Consider the following 18,470-nt stretch of genomic DNA (forward strand, 5'->3'; position numbering starts at 1 on the left):
ATGAGGAAGGCTTGGAATTGTTTCGAGGGCAGCCTGATTACAAGAAATCGCGTGTAATAGAGGCATTTACCCAGCATCGCTACCCGTGGAAAGAGAATGATCCTTTTGAAGACCAGTATCAAAGATGGGTGGCTGCACACCCGGACTTTCCGCAAAATGTTAATGCACTCTTGTCAGCAAGAGAGCAAGCTTTAATTGACGAAGAAAAAAAAGAAGCGGAAGAACTGCGAAAAGATCTAGTGAATCTAGGGGTAGTCATTCGTGATAAGGGAAAACGCCAGTACGTCAGAATGGTGCGAGGATAAAAAGCTGAAAAAGGATGTTGCAAATGAACACAGAAGAACTTACAGAGAGAATATCTCCTAAAGCACCAAAAGCGTGGCTGCTGACAGAGATAATTGGAGATGTTGTTGGTGTGATCATCTTGATTATATTGTTTTACTTAGATGCTTACTTTGGATGGGCAGACTGGATTGGCTGGATCCTGATTGGTATCGCCATCTTGTCAGCCGTCAGTATCATTTATTCGTCGATCGAGCCAAAATACCTGTATAAAAGCTGGCGTTACCGGGTCGATGAGGAATTTTTTCAATGTAAGTATGGTGTTTGGCGTGAAAAGTGGATAACAGTTCCGATGAGCAAGATTCAATCAGTTTCCACAGAACAAGGACCGATATTACGTAAATATCAGTTACGAACGATAAAAGTGGAAACGATGGGTTCTTCCCATGCGATTCCCGCATTAGATGAAGAGGTTGCATTAAGGTTAAGAGAAGAGATTGCCGAATATGCGAAACTGAAGGAAGTGGAAGTATGATAAAGTATCATCCACTTACCATTCTTTATCAAATCTTTCAATTGATAAAAAATTCTCTGTTTTTAGTGATTATTTTGTTTGTTGTTAGAGGGAGTTCGGATTTTTGGCTTTTAAAATATGGCAGAATAGCGTTGATCCTTTTTATTATTGTAAGAATTGTTTTCATTATAATCGGCTGGTTTACCCGAAAGTACGAGGTGAAAGAGCATGCCTTCCACATAAAGGAAGGAATATTTTCGACAGTTAACAGTACGATTCCTTTTTCGAAAATACAGAATGTTAAGCGGCAAACAAACTTTTTTCACAGACTGTTTGGTGTTACTTCCGTTACTTTTGAAACGGCAATGGATGGGGACGATGATGCGATTGTCTTTCAGGTTGTGACAAAACAACAGGCAGCCTATCTTCTTTCATTAGTTGAAGCAAAAAAAGACCAACAGGAGACAGTAGGGGAGGCAGAGCCAAATAAGGAGCAAGCTAATAAGCAGGTTACGCATTTTCGTTCTTCCATGAAGGATGTAATAAGAGCCAGTTTTACCAGTTTAAGTTTTCTGGCGATTATCCCCATTCTGTTTGCTTTTTATGATGATATTCTGCCATTATTGCCATTTGATCCTGATTATGACGGGATGTTTCAATCGATTGTGAGTAATTTTTGGCTCATGGGCTTCCTTATTTTTGCGGCGGTTATCATTAGCGTTATCATTGGTATGACACGAACATTTCTGCGGTATGGTAAGTTTGAAATTTCATCAGATGATTCACAGATATTTATCAAACGAGGAATGATAAGCACAAGCTATTTTTCTATCAAAAAGAGTAAAGTGCAGGCAGTGGAGATTACGCAATCGTCCTTGAAGCGGTTATTTAATATGGCGGAGGTAAAGTTAATCAGTACAGGTAAAACCAAGTCTGATGATAATGAGCAGGAAATTAATTCACTGTACCCGTTTCTTCCTTACAATAAAGCGATGGAATTAATTCAGGAAATATTGCCCGATTATGAAAGTATCGATAATATGGAACGATTGCCGAAGCAGGCATTATGGATAAAGCTGCTGGAACCAAGCTGGATCTGGATTATTGCGACAGTTGCCTTAGCCTATTTTAAGCCAGCATTTCTTTCTATAGAACAAGCCTGGTGGATCATGTCCTCGCTGCTGTTCATTATTGTCTATATGAATAGAATTTTAGACTTTTTTCATACCCAATATGCCATCAACAGTAACCAGTTTCAATTGAGAAAAGGCGGAATTACCACAATGTTGATAATGACCAAAGCATGGAAAATGGTCGAAGTGGAAGTGAGTCAAAATCGGTTCCAGCGCAAACTGGATCTCGCTTCTGTCAAAACATCCATACGAGCTACTCCTATACGTAATGAGTGGTTAAACCATGTTCCGGTAATATTTGCGAATCACTTTTCGGGTTGGTTTCAAACAAGCGAACAAAAATTGTATAAGAAAATAAAGAAAAAGGAACGAGGATGATTCGTTCCTTTTTTCATTAATAGGTAATAACGACGATTTTTTAATAAAATATTTGTCCAAACCTTTCGTTAATAGTAAGCCTTCTGGGTTATCTATTTCATAGAATCCTCTTTATGATAGCTGTAAATCACCGCTAGCTGGTTACAATCCATCTTTTTATTTACTCTCGGGTTCCATTATTTTCATTATGGTTCTTTTGATCTAGCAGCAATATGGGAATACTTTTTCAACAATATTAATCTATATGAGAGAATTTATGTTGTGATATAATAGTTTTTGTAATCGCTTACTAAATTTGTCCGATTTTAAACTAAAGGGAGTGAATGATCAAACTATGCCGAAAAAGAGTGTCCCCATTCCTGTATTTAAGATGGAACATAAGCAAGAGAAGAAATCAGTAAGGGATTTTCATTCACATGCAGGTTATGAAATTGTCTGGATAAAGAGCGGGGAAGCGAAGTACATCTTTCAGGAGAAAGTCTATCATTTAAAAAAGGACCATGTACTTTTCTTCAAAAGCACCGAATTTCATAAGGTTAGTCTGCAGGATAATACTGACTATGACCGCGTAGTGATTATGTTTACAGAAGCATTTTTTTCAGTGGAACAGCCCATTTTTAAGAAATTTGAGCAAATGTTAGATGATCTGCCAACACCTCATGCCTTGCTTCATTTGTTTCTATGGCGGAAAACACCATTTGAACATATTATTGGGCAGCTTCTGCAGGAAGTGAAGGATACTCAAGCATGGGAACATAAAGAGGCGCTTGAGTTATATTTAACTGAACTGCTTCTGTATTTAAACAGAGAGATGCATTCCTCATTCAAACAAGAGATTGGTTATAACCACCCAGCCGCTGAGTCCTCAGAACTTTTATTACAGGAAAGAATTTTGAAAGAAATAAATAACATTTGGGATACGAACTGGCAATTGGAAGATTTGGCAGACCGTCTTCATTTCAACAAATATTACTTATGTCACTTTTTCAAAAAAGAGTTTGATATGACGATTCATCAGTATATATTGCAAAGGCGAATATATGAAGCAAAGAAAATGTTGATTGATACAGATATTTCAATTAATGATTTAGCTGTACAAGTTGGTTTTTCTACAGCATCTAATTTTATCAGATGCTTTAAGAAATATGTTCACATGACACCAAAACAGTTTAGAAACCAGAGGAATCTAGGAATCCATAAGGTATAGGGTTATGTGAAAATAAAAAATACTATTATCAGGAAGGGAGATTACTAATTGTTCGATCATAATAGTGAAAGGGGAAAAACAATGGAAAAATGGAAGCGTTTTATTTATTGTGGAGTTATTTCTGTACTAACATTCAGCACGGCATTGCCAGCAATTACGCCTACTGTTGTAAAAGCGAATGGTGAATTTAACAACGTTGTTATTTTTGAAGATAATTTTAATAATGAGGCAACAGGGGAAGTTCCAAGTAATCTAACCGTTTCTGAAGGTGGTGGAACCGCTCGGATTGCTGACTTGCCATCAAGAGAGAATAAAAGTGTCTATTTAGAAGATACCAGTGAAGAAACGAATGTTATTGCAAGTAAGTCGTTCGAAGATCTAGCTGGTATTGTTACAGTGGAAATGAAATTTATGCAAGAGACATACACAAGCTCCTCTAAAGTCATGCGAATAAAAGGTGACGGAACACCAGTTATTATAGAAACAAAGGATGGGAACATCACCTATCGTACAGGTGATAATTATGAGCCGCTTATAGAGGTGGTGGAAGGTCAATGGTATGACATTAAAGTAGAGCTGGATTTAGAAAATAATACAGCTGATGTGTCCATTGATGGTGAATTAAAATTAGAAGATGCTGCATTTAACGGAGCAGCTTCCGTAGTAAATTTTGTCGAAAGCTTTACACCTAACAGCAGTGCAGTAGGGCATTATATTGATGACTGGAAAATAAGCGGCTCAACAGCTGACGAAGACGAGCCTGAAGAAGAACCATCTGAACCAGATACAGATGAACCAAGCAATGTATATGAAGCAGAAGATGCAGTAATTAGTGATGCCATTATTGATAATAAACATGCAGGATTTACCGGAACTGGTTTTGTTGATTATAATCCAAACGCACCAGGTGGCTGGATTGAATGGACAGTAAATGTACCGGCTGATGGAGAGTATACGTTGGATTTCCGCTATGCTCATGGTGGTACAGATTTACGCCCTGCAGAGATTTCCGTAAACGGGGAAGTAGTGGAGGCGGAACTGCCATTTGATCCAACAGGAGATTTTGCTGGATGGGAAACTACCTCGATGACCACGAACTTAACAGCAGGAGAAAACGTTATTCGGGCAACAGGTGTTGCACCAAGCGGCGGAGCAAATATTGATCATCTTAAAGTATATATGCCAGTGGACAATATGTATGAAGCAGAAGATGCTGTCCTGGAAGATGGTACAGTGATTGTTGATAACAAACATGCAGGATTTACAGGCACGGGATTTATTGATTACAAACCAAATGCGCCAGGCAGCTGGGTAGAGTGGACAGTTGATGTACCTGCAGATGGCGAGTACTTCTTAGACTTCCGTTATGGGCATGGCGGAACGGATGCAAGACCAGCAGAAATCAGTGTCAATGGCGAAGTTGTCGAGCCGGAATTAGCTTTCGATCCTTCTGGTGGCTGGGCTGAATGGGTATATACCTCCACAAAGGCCAACTTAACAGCAGGGGAAAATGTGATCAGAGCAACAGGTGTTGGTGCAAGTGGCGGGGCAAATATTGATCATTTACGGGTTCATAATCTTGCAGGAGAATCTGGGGAAGGAGCTGTAGAAACGGAGCAGGTTGAATTAGCGGATGTTGTGAGCGGCCTGCAGTTAAAGCAAATGCAAGAGCTGGGGATTGCAGCAACTTCTGAAGCTGCTGATGACAAGGCAATTACGCGAATTGAATTTATGGCACTTGTCAATGATACTTTCGGATTTGTAAGTGAAGATAAATTTAAGAATCTGAGCAATGAAGCGAGCGTGTGGGAAATATCACAGGATGAATGGTATGCATATGTACTGAAAGCGGCACAAGCAGCTGGGTATGCAGACCATTTAGTAGAAAATGGGAAAATATCACCGAATGATGAAGTAACTAAACAGGAAGCTGCCGAGATGATTGCAAATGCAAAAGGGGAAGCAGCAGATTCTACTGATACCAGTGTACTGACATGGGGTGAAGCCAAAGAAATGGTAGCACCACTCAAAAAGGAAAATCAATCAGAGCATGTAGAAATTGTTGGTGCGCATGCGGTAGGAACAAACGTTATGGCAGTAACACTGAATGGGAAATTTGATACGTTTGATGTGAAGGATTTGGAAGTTGTTGTTCCGACTGGTGACTGGGCTTTATTAGCGCCTGGGTTTGAAAACCTGCCGATTGATAAAGCAGCACAAACAGTGAATAAATTCGGTCAGACAGTTATTGTTCTTCACAGTTTAGAAGCGTGGGATGAAGCAGCAGAATATGTTCAGGAGATCGAAGAAACAAAATTTTCTGGTGATCTGGATACAGCTATTGCCGAAGCAGACAACTTATTAACATGGCAAATGGACAATGGCGGCTGGACAAAGAACTGGTCACACATCTATACGCGTCCATGGGATGGCGAGGAGCCGCGTTCCGAATGGATCAATGATGATGGAGCGGAATTAGGAACAATTGATAATGACGCTACAATTGGTGAAATGCTGTATTTAGCACAAGTTTATCAAGAAACACAAGACCCAAGATATAAAGAAAGTATTGAAAAAGGATTAGACTTTTTATTTGACCTGCAATATGAATCAGGTGGTTTTGCTCAAGTTTACCCTAGAAGAGGAAACTATTCTGATTATGTAACATTCAATGATGGAGAAATGGTCAACGTATTGGGATTACTGGATTTAATTATAGAGAGAAAGTATCCATTTGATTCCGATTTGATCAGTGAGGAATATATTGCGAAAGCAGAACAGTCCATTGATTTAGCCGTTGACTATATTTTAGAAGCGCAAATTGAAGTTGATGGTAAGCTGACAGCGTGGGGTGCTCAACATGATCCCGTAACATATGAACCACGTGAAGCGAGAGCGTATGAACATCCATCCATTTCTGGATCCGAATCAATCGGAGTCATTTCCTATTTAATGTCAAGACCGCAAACAGATGAAATCAATCATGCTGTCTCGTCTGCATTAACATGGTTAGACGAAGTAAAATTAGAGAATACCCGCTATGTGAGTGGTGACCCGAACAATGTATATTTTGTAGAAGATCCAAATTCAACTGCATGGTACAGATTCTATGAAATCGGCACAAATCAGCCAATTTTCTCAGGCCGTGATGGTATCATTAAACACGATATTATGGAGATAGAAGAAGAAAGACGTAATGGCTATTCTTGGGGAGGTCATTGGGGTACCCAGCTGTTAGAGATAGCTGAAACGACAGGTAATTACACCAACAAAGTTTATGTCCAGGTTGCAGGAGAGAACTCTGTTGATTCGCAGGGGAGAACACTTGAAACTGGTGAGGTCCAACAGCTAGAACCGCAAATGGAACAAATGGGTGAACTGGACAGTGAAATGGTTGTTGCAAAAGATGGATCAGGTGATTATGAGACAGTGCAGGCAGCCATTGATGCAGTACCGGTAAATAATTCACAGCCTGTTACGATCTTTGTAAAAAATGGAACATACAAAGAAGTTGTGACAATTCCAGATGATAAGCCATTTATTACATTATCAGGAGAAAGTGAAACAGATACTGTTATCACCTACGACAATTATGCAGGAAGAGATAATGGGGTTGGAGGAACGATTGGTACAAGTGGCAGTGCGAGTGTCTATTTCCGCGCAGATGACCTTCGTGTCGAGAATCTGACAATCGAAAACTCATTTGACGAAAGTGCAGATGTAGAAGGAAAACAGGCGGTTGCAGCTTATGCTAGTGGAGATCGTCAATATTTTAGAAATGTAAGCTTTATTGGTAACCAGGATACATTATATACTCATTCTGGCAGTCAGTATTATTACCAGGTGTATGTGGAAGGTGATGTGGATTTCATCTTCGGTGGAGCACGAGTGGTAATCGAAGATTCGGTTATTCATTCATATGATCGAGGTTCTGATTCGAATAATGGATACATCACAGCAGCAAGTACATTACTTTCTGACGAGTATGGTATGTTGATTTTAGACAGCAAGCTGACAAGTGATGCAGCTGCCAATACAGTATATCTGGGCAGACCTTGGCCTGCTGGCGGTAATCCTGAAGCTAGAGGAAGTGTTGTCTATATGAACAGTGAATTAGGTGCCCATATTAAAGAAGAAGGCTGGACTTCCATGAGCGGACTGGAACCAGAAGATGCCAGATTATATGAATATAACAACTATGGACCAGGTGCTGTTGTGAATGAGTCACGCCGTCAATTAACAGACGAAGAAGCAGCACAATGGACAGTAGCCAATGTGTTAAAAGGCTGGAATGCTCAAGCTTTGAATGACGAAGATGCAGAAGAGCCGGAGGAAGATAAGACACCTGAAGAAATTAAGATGCATGTTGGTAAAGAAACTGAGGTTAAAGCAAACACAGAACTAAGCATAGTAAGTGCGCAGACAAAGCTTGTAATACCAGAAGATCTGCCAGCAGGAACGAAATTAACAGTCGAAAGAGTGACTGGAAAAGAAGCAAAAGAATTAGCATCACCTGGAGATAAAGTGTTTAAATTACACTTCACTTACTCTGACGAAGATTATGCTGGTGAATATGAATTAAGGAAGAGAGAAGGGCACCCTTCAAGTGAGAAAGAGAAATTTTTCTTATTGGATAGTGAAACAGAAAGCTGGGAATTAATCGAGGGAAACTAAATTAGTTCAGCAACCTCACACTGAATGGAGTAAACATTCGGTGTGAGGTTTTTTTGTTATTTAACCATTAAAGTGAGTGAGAGTCGCGTGTGGTGTGAAGAATAAAAGGGGGTTAAACATCAAAGTGGACGAGAATCCCGTGCGGTTTGAAGAATACAAAGAAGTTTAATCACTAAAATAGGAGAAACACATATGGTTTGATGAATAACCATACACGGTTATCCACGACCTTATGAAGATTTGAATCAATTTTACAGAAAGAAAATACATCACATGTTATAATAGACAAGTTATAAAGTTAGACTCTGATCAGTGGTACCGCTGATCATTAACGAAACTTCGCAGGATAGTTATCGTCTGTTCACCCACTTACTTCTTAGTCTGAACTTGAAGTTGGGGTAGGACAGACGGTTAGCGCCGTGAAAAAATTGATACAAATGAAGTAAGGAGCGTTTTTTTTGAAAAATCAAACACTGGCGAATACGACAATGGAAACAATCCAATGGTTTGTATTTTTATTAGCGAGTTCTGTTGCATTACCAATTGTGATTGGTGCAATTTTTGAGATGAACTTTACGGAAGTGTCTGGATTAATGCAGCGAACATTTTTTATTGTTGGTGTCGCATCATTACTACAGGGGCTGTTTGGACACAAACTTCCGATTATGGAAGGGCCTGCTGGTATCTGGATAAGTATATTCACAGTTATGGCTGTTACAGGCCTGCAGCATGGCACTTCGTTGGCTGATACATTAAGAATTTTAGAGACAACGATGATATTTACGGGGATCTTTTTATTTTTGTTCGGTGTTTTTAAAATCTCCCAGCTTATTTTACCGATCTTTACACCACTCGTGACAGGTGTGTTTTTCTTTTTACTAACCGTTCAATTGAGTGGTACCTTTTTAGAGGGAATGCTTGGTCTGCAAGGGGATTCTGAGACGATTCAAATTGGCGGGGCGTCGTTGGCCTTCTTCACTTTTTTCATTGTGTTAGGTTTGTCTATTTTCGCCAAAGGCTGGTTAAGCAGTTATGCAGTCCTCATTGGTATTGCGATTGGCTGGATTACATATGGTCTGATATTGGGGAGTGAGCATAGTATCGGTGATGTTGCGGTATTTGCCCTGCCAGAGTGGTTTGCTTTCGGTATGCCTGCATTTGACTTAAGTGTGATACCAATTGCATTAATTACAGCATTGATTTTAATTTCCAATGTTGTTGCTTCCATTGTTGCAGTCAGCCAGACACTAGGTACAGGCGGGAAACGTGATTACCGGCAAGAGGTAAATCGCGGGACAATCTGGTCTGGTGTAAATCACGGGCTTGCTGGAGTATTCTCCTCTATCGCCAATGTACCGCTCGCAACATCAGCTGGTTTCATCGGCTTAACAGGTCAAAAACAGAAAATGCCGTTTATTTATGCATCCATTCTGCTAATCCTGATCGCACTGTTCCCGCCGGTCGTTGCACTAATCTCAAGTATTCCAAGTCCGATTGCGAATGCTGCACTAATGGCATCCTTTGTGCAATTAGTAGGGCTTGCGATCAATAATGTGTCACTGGAAAATTTAAATACAAGAAAAATGACAATCGTTGGTGTTGCTTATTTATTCGGAATGGGAACAATGTTTTTGCCAACAGAAGTTTTTGCAGAATTCCCTTCCTATTTACAGAACTTGTTGAGTAACGGTCTGCTTGTGGGTACAGCAATTGTAATTGTAATGGAACAGTTATGGCGGGAATAAATAACAGCTAGATGGTTCGCTATGTCGCCATCTAGCTGTCTTCTTTATCACTGGATTTGTCTAATGCCTTCAAAAAGTAGGCAGTTGGAAGCAGTACACCTAGTGATGCTTGAAGTAATGAAAAAAATCTCGCAGAATTAACCGGTACCATATCACCATAACCTACAGACAGGATCGTTTCCCCGCTGAAGTATAATAGGTTTCCAAAAGTAGGCTCAATTGGTGTCATGCTTGATAAGCTTTGCACAACAACTGTTTCATTAAAAGAAAGAGCGTAATAAATAAGAGCAAAACCAAATGTTAAACCAAAAACAACAAAAAATAACTTTCGAAGAAGAATGGTACTCAGATAGCTTTTTCGATAGTTTTTATCTGTGAAAAAATAGTATAGATTGATAATGATAAATACAACCGCAATAATGATTAATACATTGGCCACATAGCATCCCTCCATACTAAGATAGATTCACCATATGACAAAAATTAAACATTCACCTGACTAACTCATATAGTTTTTCTAAACAGTTATCGTTTGGACGAAAAATGAAACCTATGTTTATCCATATTCGTATGATAAGGAAAGGATGGTGGAATGAATGAAAAAATTAGCAATTATTACTGTATTTGTGATGTTTCTAACTGGTTGTTCCCTGCTTGAAGATGTGAACAATTCACTGGATTATGCTGAGGAAGCAACGTCCTATTTAACGGAATTAAGCAATTTTGCAGAAGAAGGGCCGCAGATGATTCAGGATGTAATTAATAACAATGTGAACGAGCAAGAACTGGAGCAGCAATTACAAGATATCAAAACAGAGATCGAGAATTTTAATCAAGTGGAGGTACCTGCACTTGCTGAAGATATTCATAATAACCTGATGGCGAAAAATGAAGAATTGCTAAATGAAATAAATACACTTATCGAGAACGGTAATATTGCTATTGAACAATTGGAAAACTCAGAAATTATCCGAACAATGAATGAGGAGTCAGAATTATTAAACCGGATCGAAAATTTAGGATTATAAATGGAAAGAATGGGGCAAAAATAGTTTGTCCTTACAGAAATCCGGGCGATATCGTCCGGATTATTTGTATTTCGAAAAAAGGATCCATTACTCTTCATTATTCTCAGGTTGTCATTCATTAATGTACTAAGAATGGTAACGCTAGATCGCCGCTGGGGAAAATACTCGCTTTCCGTGGGCACGGCTTCAGCTAACTTGTTAAAGAACCCCACTTTAACAAGTGGATCATCAGCTCGCGCTGTTTCCACAGGAGTCTCGCATTTTCCCCAGCTTTTAAGAGTTTCCTAGACTAATAAGTGGAACGAATATCATTTTATAGAGACCGCATCATATAAGGTACATTTAGACAGGATCATCCATTTCATTGAAAGTCTTTCTTCCAAAGCAGGAACTGTATATATTTTCCCTGTTTTTAAATTTACTATTTTGTTATGGACTCAACCCTTTATATACCTCTGCAAGCTTCCACAAGTGTAAAAAAGGAAATGATTGTGTTACGCTGAATACAGATAAAAAAGAGAAATGAGGATGGGAGAATGAAGGCAATCATTTTAGCTGCTGGATATGCAACCAGACTTTATCCTTTAACAAAAAATACAGCAAAAGCATTATTAGAGATTGATGAAAAACCGATAATTGCTCATCTTTTGGACAAAATAAATGAGGTTAAAAACATTAATCAAGTCTATATTGTCACAAATGCAAAGTTTTATCAGGATTTTAATAAATGGGCTGATAAGTACAAAGGAACCTCGGAAATAATGATTTTAAACGATGGAACAGATTCGAATGAGAACAGATTAGGCGCAATTGGAGATATCGCTTTTGTTCTTCAGAATACAGAAATAGAAGAGGATATACTGGTAATGGCGGCAGACAATTTGTTTACATTTGATTTGCCTTCTTTTGTGGATTTTTTTCATCAAAAACAATCGGACTGCATAACGGTTCAAGTCATGGAGGATAGGCAGGAGTTACAAAGAACGGGTGTCGTTGAGACAGATCACAATAATAAAGTAATATCATTTGAAGAAAAACCAGTGAATCCGAAATCTAAGCTGGCTGCTCCACCATTATATTTGTATAAAAAGGATACATTACCTTTGTTTGCAGAATATTTAGGAGAAGTTCAAAATCCTGATGCCCCGGGTAATTTTATTCCATGGTTAATCGATAGAAAAGGCGTCTATGCCCATTTTGTTACAGGAGAATGTTATGATATCGGAACACTGGAAAGCTATGAAAAAGTAAAGGTGCTTTATCAAAGCAAATAGGCGGAAGTAAAGAGAGGAGATCGAATCGTGAAAGGAATTATAGCAAAAGAACCAGGTGGAAGAGATCAGCTTATTTATACAGAAATGCCTGACCCGGTTTTGAATGAGGGTGACATATTAATCGAAGTTCATGCAGCTGCTGTCAATCGTACCGATATCCTTAATCGTGAAGGTAAGTTAGGGTATGTCAGTAATCCAATTATCGGCGTAGAAGTAGCGGGAGTTGTTGTCGATCCGAATGGGAATTCAACATATTCTAAAGGTGATAGAGTAATGGGATTAGTGAATGGCGGTGCATATGCAGAATATGTGGCAATGCCGGCAGATCGTGCGATGAAAATTCCTGAAACGCTTGATTTTTCGGAGGCTGCCAGCATACCGGAAGTTTTCTTAACTGCTTTTCAGACATTATATTGGATCGGCAAGCTTGAGACAGAAGAATCTGTCCTCATTCATGCAGGGGGAAGTGGTGTCGGAACTGCAGCAATTCAGCTGGCCAGAGTATTAAGTGATGGTTTTGTTATAACGACTGCTGGTTCTGAAAGTAAATTAGAAACATGCAATCAGCTTGGCGCAGACATACTGATAAATTATAAGGAACAGGATTTTGCCAAAGAAGTAGAAAAGGCAACAGATGGAAAAGGGGTCCATGTTATTTTGGATTTTGTTGGCGCATCCTACTGGCAGCAGAATTACGAAAGTATTGCTGTGGACGGGCGCTGGGTGCTGATTGGAGTGTTAGGTGGAAGTAATGTAGAGAATGTACGGTTAATGGATTTAATGATGAAAAGAATTCAATTGACAGGAACATTATTAACACCTCGAAGTGATCAATATAAAGCAGAGTTAACCAAAGCATTCTCCAGCAAAACAAATGCTCTCTTTGAAAATGGGAAATTAAAACCGATTGTTGATTCTGTTTTTCCGATTGAAGAAGCAGACAAAGCACATGAAGTAATGGAACAGAATCGAAATACAGGAAAGATTGTGCTTAAAGTAAGATAATAAAGACAGAAGCTTGGCGAATTGCCAGGCTTTTTCTGTGAGTTAAATTCTGTTGTCGTAAAGAAAATAAGCGAAACATACAATAATAAAGCTGGCACAAAAATCTTTCTCCTAAGCAGGTGACACAATGGAAATAGCAGATAAACCGAGAAGAAAAGTGTGTGTCCATTTCCCGGGAAATGAAGAAAAGTTTGACGAATTAGGTATATGGACTTGGGGAGATGTGGAATATCCCTCAGAATCTGTCGGGAGCTGGCCGTTTGGGGCATTAACGTTTTTACCGGAAAATTCGAGTGAGTATGGTCGTTTTGTGGAGATAGAGCTTGCAGATGATCCCCAACTCATTGGTTTTCTTATCAATAGCCACAATGGCGACAATCTGTCAGGTGATTTATATGCGAAGATCCTCTCAGAGGAAATGAATGACTTGTGGGTAACCGCAGATTATCAAGTTTTTTATTATCAGCCACTGCAACAGCAAATTCGTCTTCACTTCGATTTTCCTGAAGAAACAAAAGGATACTGCTTGAATGTATGGAATGAAGATAAGATGGTGAAAAGGTATCAACTCCCTTCAGATAAAAATTATATTGATATAAATAAAACTGCAGTAAACCCTCCTTGTCATCTAGTCATGGAACAAATGTCCACTGGATGGCAATCAGAAAAGTTAGCAATACAGTCTCCAAAGAGTCATTCTCAGTATTTTTTCAGAAAAGATGATCCCTTTCTATACACCAATCCTTACTTCATAGCAGGCGATAATATTATTGCTGCCAAAATTATTTCCAATCAGGATATAGGAATTTTTTATACAAATACGGTTAAGTACCATAAGACAGAGATGAAAAAAAATATCCAACTCATTAATAAAGATGGAAAGAAATATGAATTTCATCAAGCAACTCAGATAACGGAAACTTGCCTAATGTTATCTGGAAATGTTCCTTTAGAAGAAATGCCATTAACGCTTCAGCATTTCGGCCAGGCGGTAAATTTGACCATGGATTGGAAAATAAAGGACGATTACTTTGCGACAGATGAAGAGTTAGGTCCAAAACGAAACAAGGATGGTACCGCCTTATTGAAAGTATGGTCACCGAGTGCTGACTGGGTCAAAGTAAAACTTTATGACAAACATGATGCCAGTTTAGAAATTCCAAAAGATATACCCATGAACTATTGTGGTAATGGGGTATGGAATGTGTTATTAAATAAGGAAAATACAGGATTAGCTGATATAACAGGCTATTATTATCGTTATCTGATCGGACGGGAAGAGACGGCTGTACTTGCACTTGATCCATATGCAAAGTCTCTGGCGACGTGGAAGCAGCATGACTATATAGGGAAAGCTGCGATAATTGATCCTTCTACAATAGGGCCGGCATTAGATTATGCTGAAATAAATGGTTATCAGAAAAGGGAAGATGCGATCATTTATGAAGTGCATGTTCGTGATTTTACTTCAGATCCTTCGATTGGTAGTGAACTAAGGGCAAGATTTGGGACGTTTTCCGCTTTTGCAGAAAAGTTAGATTATATTGCTGATCTTGGTGTCACACATATCCAATTGCTGCCTGTCATGAGTTATTTCTATTGTGATGAATCGAAAAGTGGTGCAAGGTTATTAGAGTATGATTCTTTCAACCAACATTATAATTGGGGATATGATCCGCACAACTATTTTTCGCTTAGCGGAATGTATTCTGAAAATCCTGATGATCCTGTGAAAAGAATCGAAGAATTTAAACATTTAGTAGCGGAGATTCACCGCAGCGGAATGGGTGTTATCCTGGATGTTGTCTATAATCATACAGCGAAAGTGCGCATACTGGAGAATTTGGAACCGAATTATTATCATTTTATGAACGCAGATAGTACTACAAGAAGAAGTTTTGGCGGGGGAAGACTTGGAACAACCCATAAAATGACACGCCGACTTGTGATCGATTCGATAAAGTACTGGCTGGAAGAGTTTAAGGTTGATGGGTTTCGTTTTGATATGATGGGAGACCTTGATGCAGAAACAGTTCAACATGCATACCATGAAGCCAAAAAAGTAAATCCCAATGTTTTAATGATCGGGGAAGGCTGGCGGACATATGCAGGAGATGAAACAGACCCTCATGTGACAGCAGCTGATCAGGATTGGATGACTGCAACAGATAGTGTCGGCTGTTTCGCAGACGAACTTCGCAATGAATTAAGATCAGGTTATGGATGTGAAGGAGAACCTCGGTTTCTTACAAATGGAGCAAGAGACATTTCTGCTATTTTCCATAACCTGATCGCTAGACCAGGTAATTTTGAAACTGACGCTCCTGGAGATGTCGTGCAATACATCGAAGCACATGACAACTTGACATTACATGATGTGATTGCCTATTCGATAAATAAAGATCCATCTCTTTATGTGGATGAAATACATCAACGGATTCGATTAGCACATGTATTGCTGCTGACATCACAAGGGACTGTTTTCCTCCATGCAGGCAGTGAATACGGCCGGACAAAACAATTTTTAAAGAGAGTAATTGACCCGCCATATAAATCAACCTTCGTTACTGATCAAAACGGGGAGCCGATTTCTTATCCTTATTTTATACATGATTCCTATCGTGCGAGCGATTCTATCAATCAATTTGACTGGCAAAAAGCCGTCGATCAAGAAAGATATCCAATCCATACGAAAACCTCTGCCTATATTAAAGGATTAATTCACTTACGTCGTTCCACAGATGCCTTTCGTTTTGGAGAGATGGAACAGATCACAGAAAATGTTCAGCTGCTCTCTGTACCAGAAATAGAATCTCATGACTTAGTTATCGCATATTTAAGTGTTGCAAAAGAGGGAGTATACTATGTTTTTGTCAATGCAGATCAATATTGCCGTACTTTGACATTACCGGAAGATTTGTTAAAAGCGGAAATAATCGCAGATGGGGAGAATGCCGGAACGAAGAATATTGAGAAGGCTTCCGGCTTTGTCCTTAGTGAAAAACAAATCAGAATTGATCCATTAACGGCCATTATATTAAGATCATGAACGTAGAGAATAGCGGTAAGATGGGAAGAGTATCTTGCCGCTGTGTAAGTATTGAAAAACATATGAATTATTTGTGAAACATTTCACAAAATAATCTTTCCGAGTGAGATTGTGATATAATGAGCATATAAAAGGGAGGATGGAGTGGTTTTACATGATGACAATTGTTGCACTCACACCAATATTAGCAGTTTTTTTATTTCTTGTTGTATTAAGGATGCCAGCGATTAAAGCAATGCCTATTAGTTTACTAGTTACAGCAATACTTGCATTCTTTTACTGGAAGGTTCCGTTTGTACAAATTTCGGCTTCTTTAATTGAAGGGATTCTAATTGGTACTTCTATTCTTTACATTGTTTTTGGTGCGATTCTTTTGTTGAACACATTACAAAATAGTGGTGCTATTGATTCGATCCGAAATTTTTTTATGGGAGTAACTCCTGACAGAAGAGTGCAGGTTGTATTAATCGCCTGGCTGTTTGGTGCATTTATTGAGGGTGCTGCAGGTTTTGGTACACCTGCTGCAATTGTCGCTCCATTACTTGTTGTGTTAGGTTTTCCGCCACTGGCTGCAGTTGTTGTTGCCTTAATTGCTGACAGCAGCCCGGTAACATTTGGAGCTGTTGGGACACCATTAATCGTCGGTGTAGAGCAAGGGTTAATGGAAGGTGGAGGCCTGGCGCAAGTTGCTGCAGTTTTTCTTGGTGATTTGTCTATTGGGGAATATTTAAAAATAATCGCAAGTCAAATCATGCAATTTGATTTAATTACAGGAACTTTCATTCCATTTATTATGATCATGATTTTAACCAGATTCTTCGGCAAGGAGAAATCATGGAAAGCTGGATTTGTCATGTGGCGTTTCGCAATATTTGCTGGCTTAAGCTTCACTGTTCCTGCATTTCTTGTCGCTACTTTTGTAGGACCAGAGTTTCCATCTATCATTGGCGGTTTAGTTGGCCTTGTTCTAGTGCTGTTTGTTATCAAAAAAGGCTGGATGATTCCTGAAGAAAGCTGGGATTTTGATGATAAAGCAAACTGGTCAACAGAATGGCTTGGCAATTTGCCTGTTGCTGAAAAAGAACATGCTGGAAACATGTCATTGAAAAAAGCATGGGTACCTTATTTGCTGTTGGGATTATTGTTGATCATCACAAGATTGAATTTTTTATCTGTGAAAGGCATGTTAACAAGTGTAAAAGTTGGCTGGGAAAATATCCTGGGTACTTCAATCACTGCAGTGTTTGAACCTTTATATTTGCCAGGAACAGTATTTATTGTTGTTGTCCTTATTTCTATTCTTTATCATAAAATGAGTAAAAAAGCAGTATACCAAGCATTCGCAAGTTCCGGAAAAACGTTAATTGGCACTGCAATCACTTTATTTACAGCGGTACCAATGGTTCGTATCTTCATTAATTCTGGTGTGAATGAAGCTGGTTTGGCAAGCATGCCTGTGGAACTAGCCTACAAAGCATCTGAACTGCTCGGAGAAAGCTGGCCAATCATGGCGCCATTTATCGGTGCATTAGGATCTTTTATTTCTGGCAGTGCTACATTCAGTAATATGATGTTCTCCTTATTCCAATTTTCTGTTGCCGATCAGGTTGGTCTTGATCCAACTGCCATTTTGAGCTTACAGGTGATGGGGGCGAATGCAGGCAACATGATCTGTGTTGTTAACGTTGTTGCAGCAGCATCAGTTGTCGGCTTAATTGGAAAAGAAGGGCAAATCATTCGAATGACACTTGTTCCGATGGTTATATATGCGGTAACAGCTGGATTGCTTGGTTTTGTGTTTAGTTAAGAAAGTATATATTGTGCCGTTTTTAAAAAACAATCGAACCGCTCCGGCAGACCACTTTGTTTATAGAAGTGGTCTGCTTTATGTATCTATCCTATTCTTGGTCACATTTGAAAGAATATCATTAACAGGAAAACAGAGAAGCACGTACCAAGGATTTCCCGTTAATAAGAGGAAAAACAGGAAAACAGAGAAACGTGTCCTTAGGATTTCCCGTTAATAAGAGGAAAAACAGGAAAACAGAGAAGCACGAGCAAGTGATTTCCCGTTAATAAGAGGAATAACAGGAAAACAGAGAAGCACGTACCAAGGATTTCCCGTTAATAAGAGGAATAACAGGAAAACAGAGAAGCACGTACCAGAGATTTCCCGTTAAT

Annotated in this window: 12 protein-coding genes; 11 read left to right on the forward strand and 1 reads right to left on the reverse strand. The window is 39.1% G+C overall.

Annotated elements, in window-relative coordinates; all coding sequences use genetic code 11:
- The 6 genes from F9U64_RS23130 to F9U64_RS16755 form a co-directional block, all read left to right on the forward strand.
- Nucleotides 1–305 (forward strand): CysS/YqeB C-terminal domain-containing protein (locus F9U64_RS23130; protein ID WP_456071354.1); only part of this gene is annotated, 305 nt, incomplete at its 5' end.
- 23 nt (nt 306–328) lie between these two features.
- A complete protein-coding gene (locus F9U64_RS16735) occupies nt 329–817 on the forward strand; it encodes a PH domain-containing protein (RefSeq protein WP_153406058.1) in 489 nt (162 codons plus the stop codon).
- Entirely contained in the window at nt 814–2,307 is a 1,494-nt protein-coding gene (locus tag F9U64_RS16740; protein ID WP_153406059.1) for a PH domain-containing protein, read from the forward strand. Before F9U64_RS16735 ends, F9U64_RS16740 begins: the two co-directional genes overlap by 4 nt.
- Before the next feature lie 334 nt (nt 2,308–2,641).
- The gene (locus tag F9U64_RS16745) at nt 2,642–3,514 is read left to right on the forward strand and encodes an AraC family transcriptional regulator (RefSeq protein WP_153406060.1); all 873 of its coding nucleotides are present in this window, start codon (nt 2,642–2,644) and stop codon (nt 3,512–3,514) included.
- A gap of 81 nt (nt 3,515–3,595) precedes the next feature.
- Nucleotides 3,596–8,188, forward strand: a complete 4,593-nt coding sequence (gene pelA, locus F9U64_RS16750) for a pectate lyase (protein ID WP_153406061.1) — start codon at nt 3,596–3,598, stop codon at nt 8,186–8,188.
- A gap of 458 nt (nt 8,189–8,646) precedes the next feature.
- Nucleotides 8,647–9,933, forward strand: a complete 1,287-nt coding sequence (locus F9U64_RS16755) for a purine/pyrimidine permease (RefSeq protein ID WP_228275773.1) — start codon at nt 8,647–8,649, stop codon at nt 9,931–9,933.
- 31 nt (nt 9,934–9,964) lie between these two features.
- On the opposite strand, the gene F9U64_RS16760 is transcribed toward F9U64_RS16755, so the two are convergent.
- Nucleotides 9,965–10,372, reverse strand: coding sequence for a potassium channel family protein (locus tag F9U64_RS16760; protein WP_153406062.1), 408 nt, complete (start codon nt 10,370–10,372; stop codon nt 9,965–9,967).
- Between the two features lie 157 nt (nt 10,373–10,529).
- Between F9U64_RS16760 and F9U64_RS16765 the strand changes: the two genes are divergently transcribed.
- The 5 genes from F9U64_RS16765 (at nt 10,530) to F9U64_RS16785 (ending at nt 18,096) form a co-directional block, all read left to right on the forward strand.
- Nucleotides 10,530–10,961, forward strand: coding sequence for a DUF6376 family protein (locus F9U64_RS16765; protein WP_153406063.1), 432 nt, complete (start codon nt 10,530–10,532; stop codon nt 10,959–10,961).
- A gap of 536 nt (nt 10,962–11,497) precedes the next feature.
- Entirely contained in the window at nt 11,498–12,235 is a 738-nt protein-coding gene (locus F9U64_RS16770) for a nucleotidyltransferase family protein (RefSeq protein WP_153406064.1), read from the forward strand.
- Nucleotides 12,236–12,262: 27 nt separating this feature from the next.
- Nucleotides 12,263–13,240, forward strand: a complete 978-nt coding sequence (locus F9U64_RS16775; protein WP_153406065.1) for an NAD(P)H-quinone oxidoreductase — start codon at nt 12,263–12,265, stop codon at nt 13,238–13,240.
- 127 nt (nt 13,241–13,367) lie between these two features.
- On the forward strand, nt 13,368–16,289 hold the full coding sequence (locus F9U64_RS16780) for a pullulanase (RefSeq protein WP_153406066.1): 2,922 nt from the start codon (nt 13,368–13,370) through the stop codon (nt 16,287–16,289).
- Between the two features lie 154 nt (nt 16,290–16,443).
- Entirely contained in the window at nt 16,444–18,096 is a 1,653-nt protein-coding gene (locus tag F9U64_RS16785; RefSeq protein ID WP_153406067.1) for an L-lactate permease, read from the forward strand.
- Nucleotides 18,097–18,470 lie beyond the last annotated feature (374 nt).

Origin of the sequence: Gracilibacillus oryzae (genome assembly GCF_009498735.1) — a bacterium.
GTDB lineage: Bacteria > Bacillota > Bacilli > Bacillales > Amphibacillaceae > Gracilibacillus > Gracilibacillus oryzae.

Excerpts from the sequence above, each read along its gene's own strand:
- F9U64_RS16735 (WP_153406058.1), top strand. The coding sequence starts at position 329 with ATGAACACAGAAGAACTTACAGAGAGAATATCTCCTAAAGCACCAAAA.
- F9U64_RS16740 (WP_153406059.1), top strand. The coding sequence starts at position 814 with ATGATAAAGTATCATCCACTTACCATTCTTTATCAAATCTTTCAATTG.
- F9U64_RS16745 (WP_153406060.1), top strand. The coding sequence starts at position 2,642 with ATGCCGAAAAAGAGTGTCCCCATTCCTGTATTTAAGATGGAACATAAG.
- pelA (WP_153406061.1), top strand. The coding sequence starts at position 3,596 with ATGGAAAAATGGAAGCGTTTTATTTATTGTGGAGTTATTTCTGTACTA.
- F9U64_RS16765 (WP_153406063.1), top strand. The coding sequence starts at position 10,530 with ATGAAAAAATTAGCAATTATTACTGTATTTGTGATGTTTCTAACTGGT.
- F9U64_RS16770 (WP_153406064.1), top strand. The coding sequence starts at position 11,498 with ATGAAGGCAATCATTTTAGCTGCTGGATATGCAACCAGACTTTATCCT.
- F9U64_RS16780 (WP_153406066.1), top strand. The coding sequence starts at position 13,368 with ATGGAAATAGCAGATAAACCGAGAAGAAAAGTGTGTGTCCATTTCCCG.
- F9U64_RS16785 (WP_153406067.1), top strand. The coding sequence starts at position 16,444 with ATGATGACAATTGTTGCACTCACACCAATATTAGCAGTTTTTTTATTT.